Annotated in this window: 15 protein-coding genes; 1 reads left to right on the plus strand and 14 read right to left on the minus strand. The window is 49.0% G+C overall.

The window, feature by feature from the left end:
• Positions 1–12 precede the first annotated feature (12 nt).
• The 14 genes from yxdM to iolA form a co-directional block, all read right to left on the minus strand.
• A complete protein-coding gene (gene yxdM / locus AC2CGA_RS10950) occupies positions 13–1,881 on the minus strand; it encodes an ABC transporter permease YxdM (protein WP_069449103.1) in 1,869 nt (622 codons plus the stop codon).
• Positions 1,856–2,629: an ABC transporter ATP-binding protein YxdL gene (gene yxdL, locus AC2CGA_RS10955; RefSeq protein WP_004393250.1), complete on the minus strand. Its 774-nt coding sequence runs from the start codon at positions 2,627–2,629 to the stop codon at positions 1,856–1,858. The genes yxdM and yxdL overlap by 26 nt, the downstream gene beginning before the upstream one ends.
• 144 nt (positions 2,630–2,773) lie before the next feature.
• Positions 2,774–3,751 (minus strand): two-component system sensor histidine kinase YxdK, encoded by a 978-nt coding sequence (gene yxdK, locus AC2CGA_RS10960; protein ID WP_014306127.1) that lies wholly within the window; start codon positions 3,749–3,751, stop codon positions 2,774–2,776.
• Positions 3,748–4,437: a two-component system response regulator YxdJ gene (yxdJ, locus tag AC2CGA_RS10965; RefSeq protein WP_004393241.1), complete on the minus strand. Its 690-nt coding sequence runs from the start codon at positions 4,435–4,437 to the stop codon at positions 3,748–3,750. Before yxdJ ends, yxdK begins: the two co-directional genes overlap by 4 nt.
• Before the next feature lie 107 nt (positions 4,438–4,544).
• Complete coding sequence (gene iolJ / locus AC2CGA_RS10970; RefSeq protein ID WP_032858437.1) at positions 4,545–5,417, minus strand: 6-phospho-5-dehydro-2-deoxy-D-gluconate aldolase; 873 nt, start codon at positions 5,415–5,417, stop codon at positions 4,545–4,547.
• 2 nt (positions 5,418–5,419) lie between these two features.
• Positions 5,420–6,262, minus strand: a complete 843-nt coding sequence (gene iolI / locus AC2CGA_RS10975) for a 2-keto-myo-inositol isomerase (protein WP_004393239.1) — start codon at positions 6,260–6,262, stop codon at positions 5,420–5,422.
• Positions 6,263–6,349: 87 nt separating this feature from the next.
• On the minus strand, positions 6,350–7,219 hold the full coding sequence (locus AC2CGA_RS10980; protein WP_015387482.1) for a sugar phosphate isomerase/epimerase family protein: 870 nt from the start codon (positions 7,217–7,219) through the stop codon (positions 6,350–6,352).
• An 18-nt stretch (positions 7,220–7,237) separates the two neighbouring features.
• Positions 7,238–8,272 (minus strand): bifunctional inositol 2-dehydrogenase/D-chiro-inositol 1-dehydrogenase, encoded by a 1,035-nt coding sequence (gene iolG, locus AC2CGA_RS10985; RefSeq protein ID WP_044052771.1) that lies wholly within the window; start codon positions 8,270–8,272, stop codon positions 7,238–7,240.
• A gap of 22 nt (positions 8,273–8,294) precedes the next feature.
• A complete protein-coding gene (locus AC2CGA_RS10990; RefSeq protein WP_015387480.1) occupies positions 8,295–9,590 on the minus strand; it encodes an MFS transporter in 1,296 nt (431 codons plus the stop codon).
• A 12-nt stretch (positions 9,591–9,602) separates the two neighbouring features.
• Positions 9,603–10,499: a myo-inosose-2 dehydratase gene (gene iolE / locus AC2CGA_RS10995; RefSeq protein WP_484480192.1), complete on the minus strand. Its 897-nt coding sequence runs from the start codon at positions 10,497–10,499 to the stop codon at positions 9,603–9,605.
• Positions 10,500–10,514: 15 nt separating this feature from the next.
• Positions 10,515–12,428: a 3D-(3,5/4)-trihydroxycyclohexane-1,2-dione acylhydrolase (decyclizing) gene (iolD, locus tag AC2CGA_RS11000; RefSeq protein WP_014306130.1), complete on the minus strand. Its 1,914-nt coding sequence runs from the start codon at positions 12,426–12,428 to the stop codon at positions 10,515–10,517.
• Between the two features lie 24 nt (positions 12,429–12,452).
• Entirely contained in the window at positions 12,453–13,445 is a 993-nt protein-coding gene (gene iolC / locus AC2CGA_RS11005) for a 5-dehydro-2-deoxygluconokinase (RefSeq protein WP_014306131.1), read from the minus strand.
• Positions 13,446–13,468: 23 nt separating this feature from the next.
• A complete protein-coding gene (gene iolB / locus AC2CGA_RS11010; protein WP_004393229.1) occupies positions 13,469–14,284 on the minus strand; it encodes a 5-deoxy-glucuronate isomerase in 816 nt (271 codons plus the stop codon).
• 73 nt (positions 14,285–14,357) lie between these two features.
• Entirely contained in the window at positions 14,358–15,821 is a 1,464-nt protein-coding gene (gene iolA / locus AC2CGA_RS11015; protein WP_014306132.1) for a methylmalonate-semialdehyde dehydrogenase, read from the minus strand.
• A gap of 437 nt (positions 15,822–16,258) precedes the next feature.
• On the opposite strand from iolA, the gene AC2CGA_RS11020 reads away from it, so the two are divergent.
• Positions 16,259–17,014 carry a DeoR/GlpR family DNA-binding transcription regulator gene (locus AC2CGA_RS11020; protein ID WP_004393223.1) on the plus strand — a complete coding sequence of 252 codons (756 nt, stop codon included), beginning with the start codon at positions 16,259–16,261 and terminating at the stop codon, positions 17,012–17,014.
• The last annotated feature ends 22 nt before the right edge of the window (positions 17,015–17,036 follow it).

The raw sequence follows: 17,036 nt of genomic DNA on the forward strand, positions 1-17,036 counted from the left end.
TGTGCACTCCCCTTACTTGTTCATTTTTTTCAAATAGCTTGTCCGCACCGCGAGGAAGAACAGAAGCTGAAAGATGAAAAACCCTCCGATGGTCAGACTGAGCGGCCCCGCTACATCGGAATAGCCTTCCACCGCTAATGTTCTCAAAGCAAACAGCGTATGCATGACGGCAATGACGAAAGGAAAGAAAAAGAGAATCGCCAATTGTATCGTCACGCTTTGTGCCATTTCACGCTCACTCAGACCGATTTTGGCCAATGAGCGGTAGCGCTCCCGGTCCTCATCTAAATCGGTGAACAGCCTGAAATATAAGAAACTCGCTGCCGCGACAAAGAAAACGATCGCGATAAACAGGCCGATGAATAAACTCAGGCTCGGCAGCTGCACCGTATCATAGTACGTCCCGGCTTTTGCCATAAAATCAGAATGCACATCGATATAGTTGCCGTAAATCTCATTTTTCAAGGATTGGCTGATCCCAAGACTGTCTTTCCAATGATCATAGCTGTAGCCGTATAATGACGCTTTCTCACCGAGTGATTTCAGCTGATCAAAGGTTTGATCGTTCACCGCGATGATGGCATTCAATGAAATCAGCGGTTTTTTGACTTCTTTTACCGTCAGTTTTTGGTCAGACGGCTTTGCTTTTTGGTTCAGCAGCTTCAGCTGATCCGGCGCGTCGTTTTTGAAATTGCGGTCATACGTGCCCGGGAAATAGACAGCCTCATTATGTTTCAGCCCGTTCAGCTTGACATGGAAGTATGTTGACACATCCGATTCACTGATCATGTAAACAGGCGGAACAGTATCTCCTTCCTGATAGCGGACATAGGAAACATCTATTTTGTCTTTCTTATACGTAAAGCCGTGTGTTTTCAGTTCATGGTCAATATCTTTCAAATGAGTCTGTTCTTTCGGGTTATTGCTGAAAGATAAATACTCCATCTCATAGGCGGACTCTTCCGCCCCGACGGTCGATTTGTACATCGCGAGCACGCCCGTCGCCGTAAAGGCAACCGCGGAAATAATACTGACGATAAAGAACAGGCGGGCGTTGTCTTTTAAACGATAGACAAGGTCAGAAACCCAAATAACATTTTTCCCGCGCAGATAAAAGGTTTTCCACTTCTTCAGCGCACGCAGAATCCAGATGCTGCTTTGGCTGAAAAAGAAATACGTGCCGATGACGGTAAGCAGTAAAATGATGAACGGCTCGGTCCCGTGGACATTGCCTTTCAGAACCATGCCGTACCCGCCGCACAGGCAGGCGATGCCGAATAAGGACAGAAGCACGGACGGCTTCGGCTCCGGCTTGATCTTGTCAGTGCCCTTTATTAATTTGATCACCGTATTTGATCTGACAAAAAGGATCGTGAACTGCGATAAAAGGAAAAATAAGAGCAGAAATCCGCCGGCCGTAATGCCGAGCGCTTTCCAAGGCATGTACAGAGGCAGCGCGTCCATTTCTAAAATATAAGCGCCGACCGTAAAGAACGTTTTCGAAAAAATGAAGCCTCCGATAATCCCCGCTGCGATCGACATGACGCCGATGATCATGTTTTCCGCCGTAATGAGCTTTCTCAGCTGCACCGGCGTAATACCCTGCATCAGCAGAATACCGAATTCTTTATTTCTCGATTTCAAAAATGCGTTAACCGAATACAGAACAAATAAGAAAGAAAAAACAAAGATCATCCATTCCGCGGCGGTTAAGCCTTTTTTGGCGATGTTATTCAGGTAGCCTTCCTTTAGTGCCGGATGAAACAGGAACATCGCAAAGGTAAAGAAAATCAAAACGGAAAAGGCGCTGCTCAAGAAGAATGCAAGATAGGCCCTTTTGTTTCTCGTGACGTTTTTATAAGCGAACTGAAGAAAGGTCATTTGCGTTTCCCCCCAGCATAGACAGCACATCAAGAATCTGCTCATAAAAGACTTGGCGGTTTTCCCCGCGGTAAATCTCATTAAACAGTTCGCCGTCTTTTATAAAGATGACGCGGCGGCAGTAGCTTGCCGCAACCGGATCGTGGGTCACCATCAAAGCCGTGACATGATCATCCTGATTCAGGCTCTGCATCGTTTCCATGACATCTTTTGACGCTTTGGAATCAAGGTTTCCCGTCGGTTCATCGGCCAGAATAAGTGACGGCTTATGAATGACCGCTCTTGCGATGGCGGCCCGCTGGCGCTGTCCGCCGGATACTTCAAACGTCCGTTTATTGAGCAGATCTTCGATTCCGAGCTTTTTCGCGATGCCGTGCAGTTTTTCTTCCATGACAGACGGCGCTTCTTTTTCAAGCGTTAACGGCAGCATGATATTTTCACCGATTGTCAGCGTGTCCAGAAGGTTGAAATCCTGAAACACAAATCCGAGCTGCTTGCGGCGGAAATGAGCGAGCTTTGTCCGCTTCAGCCGGTGCGGGTTTTCTCCGTGAATCAGGATATCGCCTGAATCCGGCCGGTCGATCGTTGAAATGATATTCAAAAGTGTTGTTTTTCCGGAGCCGGACGGTCCCATCACCGCCGTGAACCCGCCTTCTTCTATTGAAAATGAAATTTGTTTTAAAGCTTGATAGGATACTTGTCCTTTATAGGTTTTATTTATATGTTTGACTTCAAGCATATTCGCCATGAGAATCCTCCTTATGGTTTTATTCTTGTTGATCTGGGCTGCTTTCATGTAGTGCCGGGGCATTCAGCATAAAAAATCCCCTTGACGTAAATCCATGTTATCAAGGGGAAACAGAATGAGCTATGTTGTTTTCTTAACGCAGTCTTACATTTTTGTAAGAAATGAAAATCGGACCGATGTCCCTTCACCGGGGGACGAGCTGATGTCCACCGTATGATTGAGCTTGCCCGTAATTTCTTTGACGAGATGGAGGCCGATTCCCGTAGATTCTTGGAAACGCCGCCCGTTTTCGCCGGTGTAATAAGGGTCAAACACCCGCTTGATATCTTGCGAGGGAATGCCGACACCGTAATCTTTGACTTCAAGCACCGTCCTGTCTTCATCGCAGAAGACATTCAGCTCCAGTCTGTCACTCTTGCCCGCTGAATACTTGACCGCATTTGTGACCACTTGGCCGATCGCAAATTTGAGCCATTTGGCATCGGTGTAAATCTGATGATCATCGCGAATATCCATTTTCGGATAGACGCGGTATTGAATAAAAAATCGTTTATAGCTTTGAATGACCGATTGGAGAAGCTCTGATAAGGAAACCGCTTCGACTTTAAAATCCCGCTCAAACAGGTCAAGCCTTGATGAATAAAGGAGCGTCTCCAGCCCGAATTCAATCTGCCGGACCTCTTTTTTGATTTGTTCAAAAACGGGCTCATCCTCTTCCTGAATGATTAAATTAATGACCGACAGCGGCGTTTTTACTTGGTGCACCCATTGATTCATATACGTCACCCGCGCGTCGAGCTTGGCTTCGGTCTCGTAGAGCTTCTGGTGCTGCAGCCGGGTCAGCTCCATCTGCTTTTCATACAGCTCTGAACAGAACACTGAAGAACCGAGATACGGGATGTCCGTCCCTTCCTGCTCCGAGCTGAGCCAATGATACACACCGCGGTCTTTGTACCAGCGATAGGCAAGATACCCCGCCAAAATAAGAAGCTGCACGCCCAATATGTAAAACAGGTGGGAAAAAGAATGAAGACCCGCAAACCAGTAATAAAAGAAGACAAACAGCCCTTGAAGGAGAAAAAGCAGAATCAGCACGGCATGAGACCGGAGAAACAGCTTCATGACAGCGCCCTCAGCTGGTAGCCTTCGCCCCGCACCGATTCAATGGAAACAGGCGCGTTCAGCTCCCGCAGTTTTTTTCTGAGCCGCGTGATATACACGTTAAGCGTATTATCATCGACGAAAATGTCGGTGTCCCACGTTTTTTCCATGAGCCGGTCTCTTCCCGTCACCTTTTCTCCCCGCTCCAGCAGCACTTCCAAAAGCTTGCTTTCTTTTTTAGAAAGCTCGCTTTTTTCGTCCTGAAAGCGCAGTTCAAACCGTTCCACAAAGAGCTGCACACCGGCATATTCAACCACTTTCTCTCCCTGCTTGGCGGCGTACTCTCCGTATGCCCTGCGGATCTGGCTTTTGATTTTCGCCAGCACAATATCATAAGAAAACGGTTTTTCGATATAATCATCTCCGCCGTTTTCAATCGCCATCACCTGATCCATTTCCCCGCTTCTGGCTGAGATGAAAATGATCGGGCTTGTAGAATGCTGGCGGATCTGGCGGCACCAATAATAGCCGTCATAAGACGGCAGGTTGATATCAAGCAGCACCACATCAGGCTTTTCCCGCAAAAAGACATCAAGAACAGCCGTGAAATCCGCGGCGGCCACGGTTTGATATCCGTATTTTTCAAGGTAATTCTGCAATAGTCCGCGAATGTCTTCACTATCTTCCACAATCATGATTTTATTCAAACTGAACCACTCCCGTTTCTTACACTGCTGCCATCATCATAATCGTTTCGGGCGTACGGACGCAACACCGCACAAAAAAACCGCCATCTTGGCGGTTTCCGTTTTCATCAGCCGACCTGCTGTTTTACGGCTTTACCGGCTGATCCGAACTCTCTCATTTTGCTTCGCACCGTCTCTTCCACGGCTTCAATGCCGGGTGTCATGTAGCCGCGCGGTTCGTACAGATCGCCGTTTTCCTGAAACATGCGGCGTGTTTCGTCTGTCCAGGCTACCATACATTCCGTGTTGATATTGATTTTCGCGTGGCCGAGCGTGATGGCTTTTTTGATCTGATCCTGAGGAATCCCGGATGCTCCGTGGAGAACGAGGGGAATATCAGTCATACGGGAGATAGCCGCCATTTCTTTAAATCCGAGATTCGGCTCGCCCTGATATTTGCCGTGGACGGAGCCGAGGGCGGCCGCCAGCGCGTCGATATTGGTTTCTTTCACGATCCGTTCACATTCCATGATATCGGCATAACAGACCCCGCCGACAAGTCCGTCTTCCATGCCGCCGACCGTGCCGACTTCGGCTTCTACTGAGACGCCGTGCTTTGCGGCATAATCGGTGACTTCTTTTGTCATCGCGATATTCTCGTCAATCGGCTGATGGGAGCCGTCGATCATCACCGAGCTGAATCCGGCGTCAATGGCCTGTCTGCAGCGTTCCGCACTGCTTCCGTGATCAAGATGGAGCACGACGGGAACGGTAATCGCCATTTCTTCCATTAACGCGCCGACCATGGCGGAAATCGTTTTAAATCCGCCTAAATAGCCGACCAGACGATCGGAAGCCGCGGCGATGACCGGCGATTGCTCCTTTTGCGCCGCTTGCAGAATCGCCTTCGTCCATTGGAGGCCGTTGATATTAAATTGGCCGACTGCATAATGCTCCCGTTTCGCTTCTGCAAGAAGATGTTTCATGGTGACAAAAGCCATGTTCACGCCTCCTTCATGAAGTATTTTGATACGACGGCTTCCGTTGTTTCCTTTGCCGTTTTGATCGTTTCCTCCGCAGTCAGCTTATAATATTCAGGTCTGAACAGCTCTACGGAGACAACATCATTGAATCCGATTTCTTTTAACGCTGACAGATGGGCGTCTAAGTCAATCGCACCCTGCCCAGGCCAGACGCGGTCTTCATCCGTTAAAAAGCCGATCGGAAAGTCTTCTGTATCGTCGATATGATAGATGAAAATTTTCTTTCCGTCCGCCTGCTTCAAGCTCTCAATATTGGAGCCCATCGCGTGGAAATGGAAGCTGTCAAACACCAGTCCGACATTATCGCGGCCGACAGCGTTCACGATGTCATACGCCTGTTCAAATGTATTGACCGTGCATTGCGGGTGGCCGACAAATTCAAGGGCAATGTTTACGCCGTACGGCTCCGCGATGTCCGAAAGCTCAGTCAGCACCTCTATGCTGCTCTTTTTGATTTCTTCTTTCAAGATTTTCCGCTCTGTCACAAGCGGCACGGCCACCACATATTTCACGCCGAGCGTCCTGCAGGTTTCCATCATTTTTTTGAATTCCGAAATGATCTCCCTATAACCCTTCTCATCACGATTGTTGAAGAAAACCAGGGCGTTCAGGGCAAGCGGTTTAATGTGATGGGTTTGAAAATATTCCGCCAGATCGGCCAGTGAATGGTCTTTTAAGTATTCCGGCAGCTTATCCATTGTGCGGATTTCGATATAATCATAGCCGTGCTTTTCGCACAGTTCTAAATCCTGTTTCAGGTTTGAATTCTCCAGCGTAGTCGCTTCATTAAAGCAAAGTTTCATGTCAGCCTCTCCCTTCCGCGTTTTCGATATGAAGGGAGTCCGGCTGAAGGGCTTTTTTGCCCCGCTCCGCCGAACTCCATACTCAGCTTATGCCATACCCAGTTCTTCCTTTAATTTCTTAAGCGTGGTCCGGCTTGATTCATCCGCTCTTTCGCCGACCCAAGCAAACACGGCGTTCGTCGCAATTCCGTCGAATTTCATCTCTCTCATCTTTCTGAAAATCGTCTCAAAATCGACCTCGCCTTGCCCGATGTCCAGATGCTGGTGAACCGTTACTTTCGCATCAGGCGGATTGACGATGTAACGCAGGCCGTGCGCCGCTTTATGATTAAAAGTATCTGCAAATAAAACATGTGTGAGGCGGTCGCCGGCTTCATCAAACATGGTTTCGATATCGCCTTTGCCGTCATCATAGAAGAACGTATGCGCAGTCGAGTAGACAAGATTGATCCAATCCTTATCGAGCGCGCGGATCATATCCATCGCACCTTTGTGCGTTTCGATAAAATCGTATGGATGGGCTTGAAGATTGAGTTTAACGCCTTCTTTTTCAAAGACGGGCAGCAGCTCATCCATGGATTTGATGAATTTTTCTTCACTTGTCAACGGATCATACTTTGAACCGCTGAATTCACTGTTCATCAAATCCACTTCAAGTTCAACCGCAATTTCGATCGCCCGTTTCCAGTTGCGCACGGCGGCCTGGCGGCGGTCTTCATCAGGACCCGCCCAGTGGTAAAGCGGAAGAAGGGAGGACAGCTTCACACCTGTATCCTTTAAAAGGCGCTTCAATTGTTTGATTTTTGCTGAATCGACTTTCGGATATTTATAAAAAGGACAAAAATCCTCGCGCGGGGACAGTTCGATATATTCGTATCCGAGTTCCGCCGTTTTATAGACCATTTCCTCTAATGTTAAATCATCGCGGTACATGGATGGATCTAAGGCCAGTTTCATTTTTTCACTCCCGATCTATTATTTGTTCACAGTCGTAAATGATTGATAGAATGCCGGTTTCTCTTGAAGCGCCACTGGCTCTTTCTGTCCGGATTCCTGAGCTTTTACGCACGCGTCTGTTGTCACCGCGGCAATATAACCGTCCCATGCCGTCGGACCGCTGACTTCGCCTTTCTTCCGGATCGAATCAATGAAGTCCTGAATTTCCACATCATACGCAGCCGCAAATCGGCGCTGCCAGTCCATCAGAATATCGGTGCTGAATTTTCCTTCTTTTCTCAAGCTGATGCTTGACGGTTCCGGAAGCTTAATGACGCCGTCTTCCCCGACGATTTCACATTGAATGTCATAGCCGTATTTACAGTTCACATAGATTTCTGCATTGATGACGATGCCGCCTTTTGTTTCGATGATGACCATCTGCGGATCTTTCAGATGCGGCAGCGCATTTTTTGATTTCTTCGGATAGATGACTTGTACGGATTCATAGTCGTCATTGACAAGCCAGTGGAGGACATCAATTTCATGAACGAGCGTATCGACGACGGCCATGTCCGTTGAATAATTCGCTGCGACTGTCGGGTTGCGGTGCGCACAGTGAATCATCAGCGGCTCGCCGACCGCACGGTTGTCAATCGCTTCTTTCAGCTGAACGTAACCGCTGTCATATCTGCGCATGAAACCTACCTGCACCAATCGTTTTCCCGTCTTCATTTCTTCCTCGACAATGCGCATACAGCCTTCTGCCGTTGTCGCAAGCGGCTTTTCACAAAACACGTGCTTGCCGTGCTGAATCGCTTTCAACACGCTGGATTCGTGAGCCGGGCCCCAGCTTGTCACTAAGACGGCATCCACATTTTCAGCAGCGAGAAGGCTGTCGTCATCAGGATAAACCGAGGCGTTCAAATTGAAATGCTGAACGGTCTGCTGCGCGGCCTCCTGATTCACATCTGTGACAGCGGTAATTTCCGCGCCCGACAGCTTATTTGTGATGCGGTTGATGTGCTCTTTTCCGATAGCACCGGTTCCGATAACACCTATACGTAAATTCATTGATCGCCACTCCTTCTGATAATCAAATAATGGTTCTCGTCTTTCTTTTCTCTCTGCCGTCCTGAGGAGCACCGTACAGTTCCTCCTGTATCTGTTCAAGCGACTTGCCGGACGTATTCGGTGCGAAGACAAGCCCGATGATCATACTGGCCGTCACACATATGAGCAGAATACCGGCCATAAAACCGATGCCGAATTGTGACATGATGACCGGCACAAATAAACTCCAAATGCCGATTGAAATACGGACGAGAAAGAACATGAGCCCTTGTGCTGACGCTCTGTGTTCTGTCGGGAACAGCTCGCTTGCCCACAGCTGGTAGTTCGCCTGCTGGCCGGCTCCGTTATTGATGCCGATCGCTAAAACAAACAAAAGCAGCATCGGGAGTCCCTGAAACGGCAGCAAAAACAGCGACCAGCCGACAACAGCCATAAAGGCGCAGATTCCGAACACCGTTTTCCGATATTGATCTGCAAAAGGCATGAAGATACAGGCGACGCCGAGCCCGGTGAAGATAAACAAGGCCATCTGCAGAATGTTGGCCGTATTTGCGGATACGCCGCCGACCTGCTGGTAGATGTACGGCATGAAGAATCCCATGACGCCCGCGGCGAGATTCCATACGAGAAACACACCCATTAAAAACAAAATGTTCTTGAAAAATTTCGGCTGAAGCAAGTCAAAATAAGATGTTTTTTTCACGGCGGCAGGCCGCTCTTCACTGTTTTTCCAGGCATCCGACTCAGGTAAACGCTTTCTTATCACATATGTGATCAGGGCGATCACCAATAGATGCGCAAAGACAATTTTATTTCCTAAAAGCCCGAGGTCACCGACCAAAACGGATAACAGCAGAACCACAACGGCTCCGGCGGCCCACGCCACCTGCGCCACTCCGCAATGCCTCGCCCGGTTTTTCTCGGGGGCGTTTTCCGCAATAATGGTCCATGAAGCCGTAATATCCGCGCCTACAGAAATCCCGATAATCATGTATCCGCATAACAGCATGGGAAAGTTGAATCCAAACAAAACCAAACAAATTCCTAAAGCGTAGACGAGCATACTGTTTGTGTATACAGCTTTTCGGCCGACCTTATCAGCCAAATACCCGCCGAGCAGCGCTCCGACGGCCGCTGATATCGCGTTTGCGCTGAAGGCGCCGAGCAATCCGATCTGACTGTCGGACAGCTTCAAGTAGCTGACCCACATAGATAAACCCGCTGATCCTGCCACGATGGAACCTGCATCAATGTAATTTGCTAATGCTGCGGCGATGGTCCGTTTGCTGAAAGCTGATTCCGCCTTGGCACTATTCATATAAGTCCCCCTCTAATTTGCAGGATCAAGCAATTCACTGTCGATGTACTTTCTCGCAATCAGCGCGTACTCAAGCGGATTGGCGACTGCCGGGTCTTGTTCGGCTTCAATGACGATCCAGCCTGAATAATCATGACGGACGAGCGTTTGGTACACTTCGGTAAAATCGATGCATCCGTCTCCGGGCACCGTAAAAATGCCCTGTAAAAACGACTGCCTGAATGACTTGCCTTCCTGTCTGCACCGCTCCATAATGTCAAACCGCGCGTCCTTGAAATGAACGTGTCTGATCCGATCCATATGCTTGTTGAGAATCGTCATATAGTCTCCGTCTGAGATATAGGCATGGCCGGTATCATAAAGTAAATGGACATACCGCGGGTCCGTTCCATCCATCAGCCGGTCAACTTCTTCCGCCGTCTGGACGACTGTGCCGAGATGATGATGAAACGTGAGCTCCAGCCCGTATTCGTCAGCGATTTTCCCGAGACGGTTCAAGCCTTGGCACAGTGTATCCCATTCTTCATTTGAGAAGTGCGGTTTTTTCTTAAATACATCAATATCCAAGCCCTGGACACTGTACGTCTGTTCAGAAACGATGGCGGCATCCGCTCCGACTTTCTGCAAATAATCACAGTGTTCTGTAAATTGTTCAGCCGTTTTTTCAATACCGTCTTGAATGATAAAGCTGCTGAACCATTTCCCCGCAATCCGCAAGTTCCGGAGAGCCAGCTCCTTATTGAGGACGGAGGGTTCAGGGAAAAACCCTCCCACTTCCGTACCTTGAAAACCGGCGACAACAATATCGCTTAACAAATGCTGCAGCGTATTCCCGGCTCCGATCTCCGGCATATCGTCATTGCGCCACCCAATGGGAGCGATGCCCCACAAAATATTTTGTTTGCCCATCGTGATGCCTCCCCTCTAGTACTGCTTCGCAGACTTCAGCTTCATCTCTTTCGCTTCGTATGCCCGCTGAACGCTTTCCTGCTCAGACACTTCCGCCACGCCGACATGCCACCAGCTGTCATAGCCGTCCGTCATCGTTTTCGGCAGAACCTTCATTTCAATTAAAGTGGATACCTCTTGCGTTTTCGCATCTTCAAGCGCCGCTTTCAGTTCTTCAACCGTATTGGCTCTGTATGTTTTAGCGCCGTAGCCCTCTGCCACCTTCGCGTAATCAACGTTTAAAATCTGATTGTCCTCTGTGCGGAACTCGCAGAAATAACTGCCGCTCCCGTGATCCATCTGCAGGTTGTTGATACAGCCGAACCCGGAGTTGTCAAAGAGCAGGACATTGATTTTTTTGTTATATTGAAGCGCGGTAATCAGCTCTGAGTGCAGCATCAGAAAGCTTCCGTCACCGACGAGTGAATAGACTTCTTTGTCGGGATGAGCCAGCTTGAGGCCGAGCGTGCCCGATACTTCATATCCCATGCAGGAATAGCCGTACTCCAGATGGTACGTATTCGGGACGTTGGAATGCCACAGCCGCTGCAGATCGCCCGGAAGAGATCCCGCCGAACTGATGACGACGCTGTCTTCAGGAATCGTGTCGTTGATGGTCAACAGCGCCGTTGTTTGCGGCAGCTCAGTCTCGAGCGCGTCGGCATACTCGTTTAACACGTCCTGTGAGAAATGGTTTTTAATTTCCGGCTTGAACGCGTCACGTGTAAAAGTGACCTTGCCGAGCCGGTCCCGTTCAGCCAGCCATTCATCTTTCCAGTCTTTAATCGCCGTGCCGAATGCACTTTTATATCCGTCTAATAAGCCGTGCAGCCTGCCGAGCGTCACTTTCGCATCGGCTACGACCTGAAACGCGTCAAGTTTGTATGCCTGCATGCGGCTGACATTGATATTCAAAAATTTTGCTTTGTCAAAATCAAACGCCGTTTTCGAGGATGTCGCAAAGTCCGTGTACCGTGTACCGACACCGATGATCAGATCAGCCTGGCGGGCGGCTTTGTTTGCGGCGAGTGTGCCCGTGATGCCCATGCCGCCCAGATTGTTGGCAAAATCGGCTTCAACTGTTGACTTGCCGGCCTGCGTTTCGACAAGCGGAATGCCGTATGTTTCAGAAAGCGCGATTAATTCCTCACGCGCGCCGGAGTACTTCGCGCCGCCGCCCACTAAAATGACGGGACGGCTGCTCTCCTTAATTCTCTCCGCGGCGCCTTTCAGCTCACGCTCGCTCGGCTGCATCCGATCAATGTAATGAACACGTTTTTCAAAGAAGCTTTCATCAAAATCAAATGCTTCTCCCTCTACATCCTGAGAAATGCAGATGGTCGCCGGGCCCGCTTTTGCCGGATCTGTCATCACTTCAAATGCCCGGATTAAGCTGCTCATCAGCTGCTCGGGGCGGGTGATGCGGTCCCAATAGCGGGACACGGGCTTTAACGCATCGTTTGTCGTGACGGCGGCGCTGTATTCCTGCTCCACCTGCTGAAGCACCGGGTCAGGCTGCCTCGTCGCAAAGGTATCGGCCGGAAGCAGCAGCACCGGGATATGATTGGCCAGCGCCGTACCCGCGGCAGCCGTCAAGTTAGCGGCACCCGGACCGACCGATGTCGATACCGCGTAAATTTTTCTTCTCAGCATCTGCTTGCTGTATGCCATCGCGGCATGCGCCATGCCTTGTTCGTTTTTGCCTTGATAGACTTTCAGGTGCCCGGCGTCCTGCTCAAGCGCCTGCCCGATCCCCAACACATTTCCATGGCCGAAAATCGTGAAGATGCCCTCAACGAACGGCTCTTCTTTTCCGTCAACATGAATGTACTGCCGGTTCAAGAATTGAATCAGCGCTTGTGCTGTCGTTAAGCGAATTGTCTTACCCACAAACGATCCCACCTTTTATACGTTCTATTTACCGTTAAGACTGTGCTGCGCTTCAATCAGTTCGATGATTTCACCGGCAGCCGGCATTGCTTCTGAGGAGCTGTGTTTGCTGACGACGATGGAAGCGGAAGCGCTCCCGTATTTTAAAGACGTTTCAATATCCCGGCCGCTGACCAGTCCGTAGATGAAAGCTGACGCATAGGAATCACCCGCTCCGAAGGTCTTCAGCACCTTTGTTTTATAGGCGTGCGCCCGGAAAACTTCTCCCGATCTGCTGTATGCGTATGATCCGTCAACGCCGTGCTTAATGACGACAAGGTCGGCGGAGTGCGCAAACAAATGGCGGACGGTTTCATCGTTATTTCCGCCGCTGCGGTTTTCCATTACGTCAAATTCGTCACGCGTACCGATGACGATATCGGATTGTTCCGCCGCCAGCGTGTAGTACACGGCTGTTTCTTCTGCCGATTGCCATGTATACGGACGGTAGTCGAGCTCAAACACGACTTTTACGTCATGTTTTTTTGCGATTTGCACCGCTTTTAAGACGGCTTCGCGCGACGGGCTTTTCGCAAGCGCCGTACCTGATACGAGCAGCATTTTCGCGTTTGCGATGTAGCCTTCATTGACTTCGGACGGCTCTAGATACAAATCCGCCACGTCATCCCGGTACATCAGAATGCTGCACTCTTCAGGACTGAGAATTTCCGTAAAAGCGAGCCCGGCTTTGCGTCCTTCTCTGTCAACGGTCATTTGTGACGTATCGACGCCCTTTTCCTGCATATAAGAAACGATAAATCTGCCGTGCTGGTCATCCGGGATTTTGCCGATAAAACCGGCTTTTAATCCGAGCTTAGCGCTGCCGATCGCAATATTTGCCGGGGAGCCGCCGACATATTTAGAAAACGTCATCGTTTCTTCCATCGGCCGGTTGTATTCCGCCGCGTTCAAATCAATACACGCGCGTCCGATCGCGACAATATCAAACTCTTTTTCTTCATTAAACGTATATTTCATCGTTATCTGCCACTCCTCACTTGTCAGCGTTCCAGAATCCATTCATGGGCCGGATCATTATGAAACTTCCATTTTCGTGTCGGTCCCGCCATTACATTCATGTAGTAAGAGGTATACCCGTCCGGAACACCAACCGGGTGATAGCCCGCCGGCACGATGACAACGTTTTCATTTTCTGCGGTCATCGTCTCGTCAATCGAGCGGTCGTCCGTGTACACACGCTGGAAGACAAATCCCTGCGGCGGGTCCGTTTCATGGTAATAGGTTTCTTCTAAAAATGATTCAGCCGGCAGATTGTCTTGGTCATGTTTATGAGGCGGGTAGCTCGACCAGTTGCCGCTGTCCGTGTAAACTTCAACAACGAGAAGGCTGTTTGCCGATGGATCTGAATCGGGGAGAATGTTATGAACGGTTCGTTTGTTTGCCAGCTTGCCGCGATGTTCCACACCGTTGTCTTCCGCTTTAATCAGCTTTGTCGGAAGCTGGTGTTCGGACGGAGAGTAGCACAGCGCGACCCTCGCCCCGCTGACGGCTGTGATTCCAAAAGAGCGGTCATTGGACACATAAACGCTGTCCGTCGGTTTTCTATCAAATACGCTTTCACGGGTGCCGATGCTTTCAAATGTCTGATCATAATCAGTGACGGTAACTTTTCCAGTTACCGCAACGATGCAGCACTCCGTCTTTTTCAAATCTTCTGTATAGGTTGAGCCGGGAGCGAGATCAACGACTTTAAATCCGACGTATTTGAGGTCTGAATTGGCTGAAGTGACGTCATGTATGATGGTCACGCCTTGAGAAATTTCATCGGCCTGCGGTTTGCGCAGCAAATGACTCATGTTTATTCCTCCTTAATGGATGGTAAAAGAAAACCCGGACGGAATCACAAAGCCGTCCGGGCCGGCTGTCTGATCAATTGAAGTCAGGAGACGGGTATCGTGCCGTCACGACTTTTTTACGTGTATAGAAGTCGACGCTGTCTTTTCCGTTTGCGTGCAATGTGCCGAAGAAAGAAGACTTCCAGCCCGAGAACGGGAAGAATGCCATCGGCGCCGGGACGCCAAGGTTGATCCCGAGCATTCCCGCGTCAATATTCTCACGGAAGTAGCGGATCGCGTTCGCATTTGACGTGAATAGGCAGGCGCCGTTCGCAAATTCAGACTGGTTGGCGATGTCAACCGCTTCTTTTAAATTTTTCACACGCATGACCGACAGAACAGGCGCAAAGATTTCATCTTTCCAGATCGTCATATCCGTCGTCACGTTGTCAAAAATCGTCGGTCCGACGAAATAGCCGTCTTCCGTTACATGTTCACGGCCGTCACAAAGCAGTTTCGCTCCTTCTTCGATGCCTTTTTCAATATAGCTGTGCGTACGGTTTTTGTTGTCCTCGCGGATGACCGGGCCCAAGAACACGCCGTCATCCAGTCCGTTTCCGATCTTGATGTCTGCGGCCTTTTCCTGTAATTTTGCCATAAACTCATCGGCGATTCCCTCTTCAACCGTCACGACCGCGCATGCCATGCAGCGCTCTCCTGCCGAACCGAATGCCGCGCCGATAATGTTTGTGACCGTATCTTCAAGGTGGGCGTCATTTAACACGATCGTATGGTTTTTTGCGCCCGTTAACGCCTGAACGCGTTTCAAATGTTCGCTGCCTTTTTTGAAAACATACTCGCCGACAGGTTTTGAACCGACGAATGAGATGGCTTTAATCTCCGGATGCTCAAGAATGCCGTTTACGACGTCATGCGCGCCGTGCACGACATTGAAGACGCCCTTCGGCAGACCGGCCTGTTCAAACAGCTCTGCCAGTTTTTCCGTTAACAGCGGCGTGCGCTCAGACGGCTTCAGAATAAAAGTGTTTCCTAATGAAATCGCCATCGGGAACATCCAGCAGGGAACCATCATCGGGAAGTTGAACGGTGCGATACCGCCGACCACCCCGATCGGATAGCGGTAGTTCGCCGCCTCTACATCTGTGGCGATAGAGGCAAGTGAATCGCCCATCATGAGTGACGGCGCGCCTGCTGCGAATTCGACGTTTTCAATTCCGCGTCCCACTTCACCGAGTGCTTCTGTCGTGTTTTTACCGTTTTCCAAAGTGATCAGACGGGCAAGCTCTTCTTTGTTCTGCTGGAGAAGCTGCTGATAGTTAAATAGAATTCTCGCACGGCGCGGCACTGCCGTCTTCGACCATGTTTTAAACGCTTCTGACGCTGAGCGGACGGCGTATTCCACATCCTCCCGCGTAGAAATCGGAACCTGGCACATCACTTCTTTTGTAGCCGGATTGACAACGTCTTCATATTGATCTGTCTTACTTTCAACCCATTCACCATTGATGTAGTTTTTCAGTTTTCTGATCTCTGCCATTCTCATTGCCTCCTTAAATAGTAAACATCCCTGGGTAATAACGGATGAATATATTCATCTTTTACATATAAAAGACATGAATTAAACGCTTACAAATGCTAAAATGATGGTGGCTCCCAATCTTTTCATGTAAAAGTTGGTCATGTGCCGGATAAAGCAAACGATTACATCTTTCACTTTTGATTTTACAGGTTATATTTTGGTCATTTCTTGGTTACATTGTAAGCCCAACACACCTTCAAGTCAATCTAAAAAATCAAAATTTTTTCATTATTTTTATCATACTTTTTTTAAGCGGGAAAACAGGAACTTGGAGAACCGTGTCGAATCGTACAGTGGGAACCCTCTTTTTTATCATTTGTTAAGTAACTATTGATTAACTCTTGGTGTTTATTATATATTTTAATTACTTTAAGAATTCTAGAAGGAGTTTTTTTATGAAACTGATGCGGATTCAGGAGATGGAAGAATACATTCTCAAACACGGAGCCACTTCGCTGGATGAGCTGTGCGAAGTATTCAACGTCTCTAAAAACACGGTCAGACGCGATATTAATAAGCTTGCGGAAAAAGGGGTGATCAAAAAGGTGTACGGCGGCGTGACGTCAGCAGAAAAATCTGTGCTCGTCCCTTTTGAGAACCGCACCATTCAACATCAGGATGAAAAAATCAAAATCGCCCGCTATGCGTCGCGGTTTATCGAGGATCACGATCTTGTATTTATTGATTCCGGCACGACGACCAAATCGATGCTGGAGACGCTTGATCCCGACAAGAATGTAACGGTGTTGACGAACAGCCTTGATATTATTAACGCCGCTTCATCCATGAAAAATATCGACCTGATCATCATCGGCAATAACTATAAACGGAAGACAAGGTCGTTTGTCGGCATTGATGATCCGAGCACACTCAATAAATACAACATTAACAAGGCGTTCATGTCCGCTACCGGGACAACGATCACCCACGGCCTGACGAATTCCGACTTACTGGAATACGAGGTGAAAAAGAAAATTTCCGAAAAGGCGAACGAAGTGTATCTGCTCGCGGATCATTCCAAATTCGGCAAATCCACGCTTTTGACATACGCGCCTTTCGACCGGCTTCACAGCATCGTCACTTCTCAGCAGCTCGATGAGGAATATACGAAGTATTGCCAAGAGCACCAAATCGACATTCACTTGGCATAGCGTTATAGTTAATAGAGAACGC

This window comes from Bacillus sp. SYZHCR11 (genome assembly GCF_057196865.1).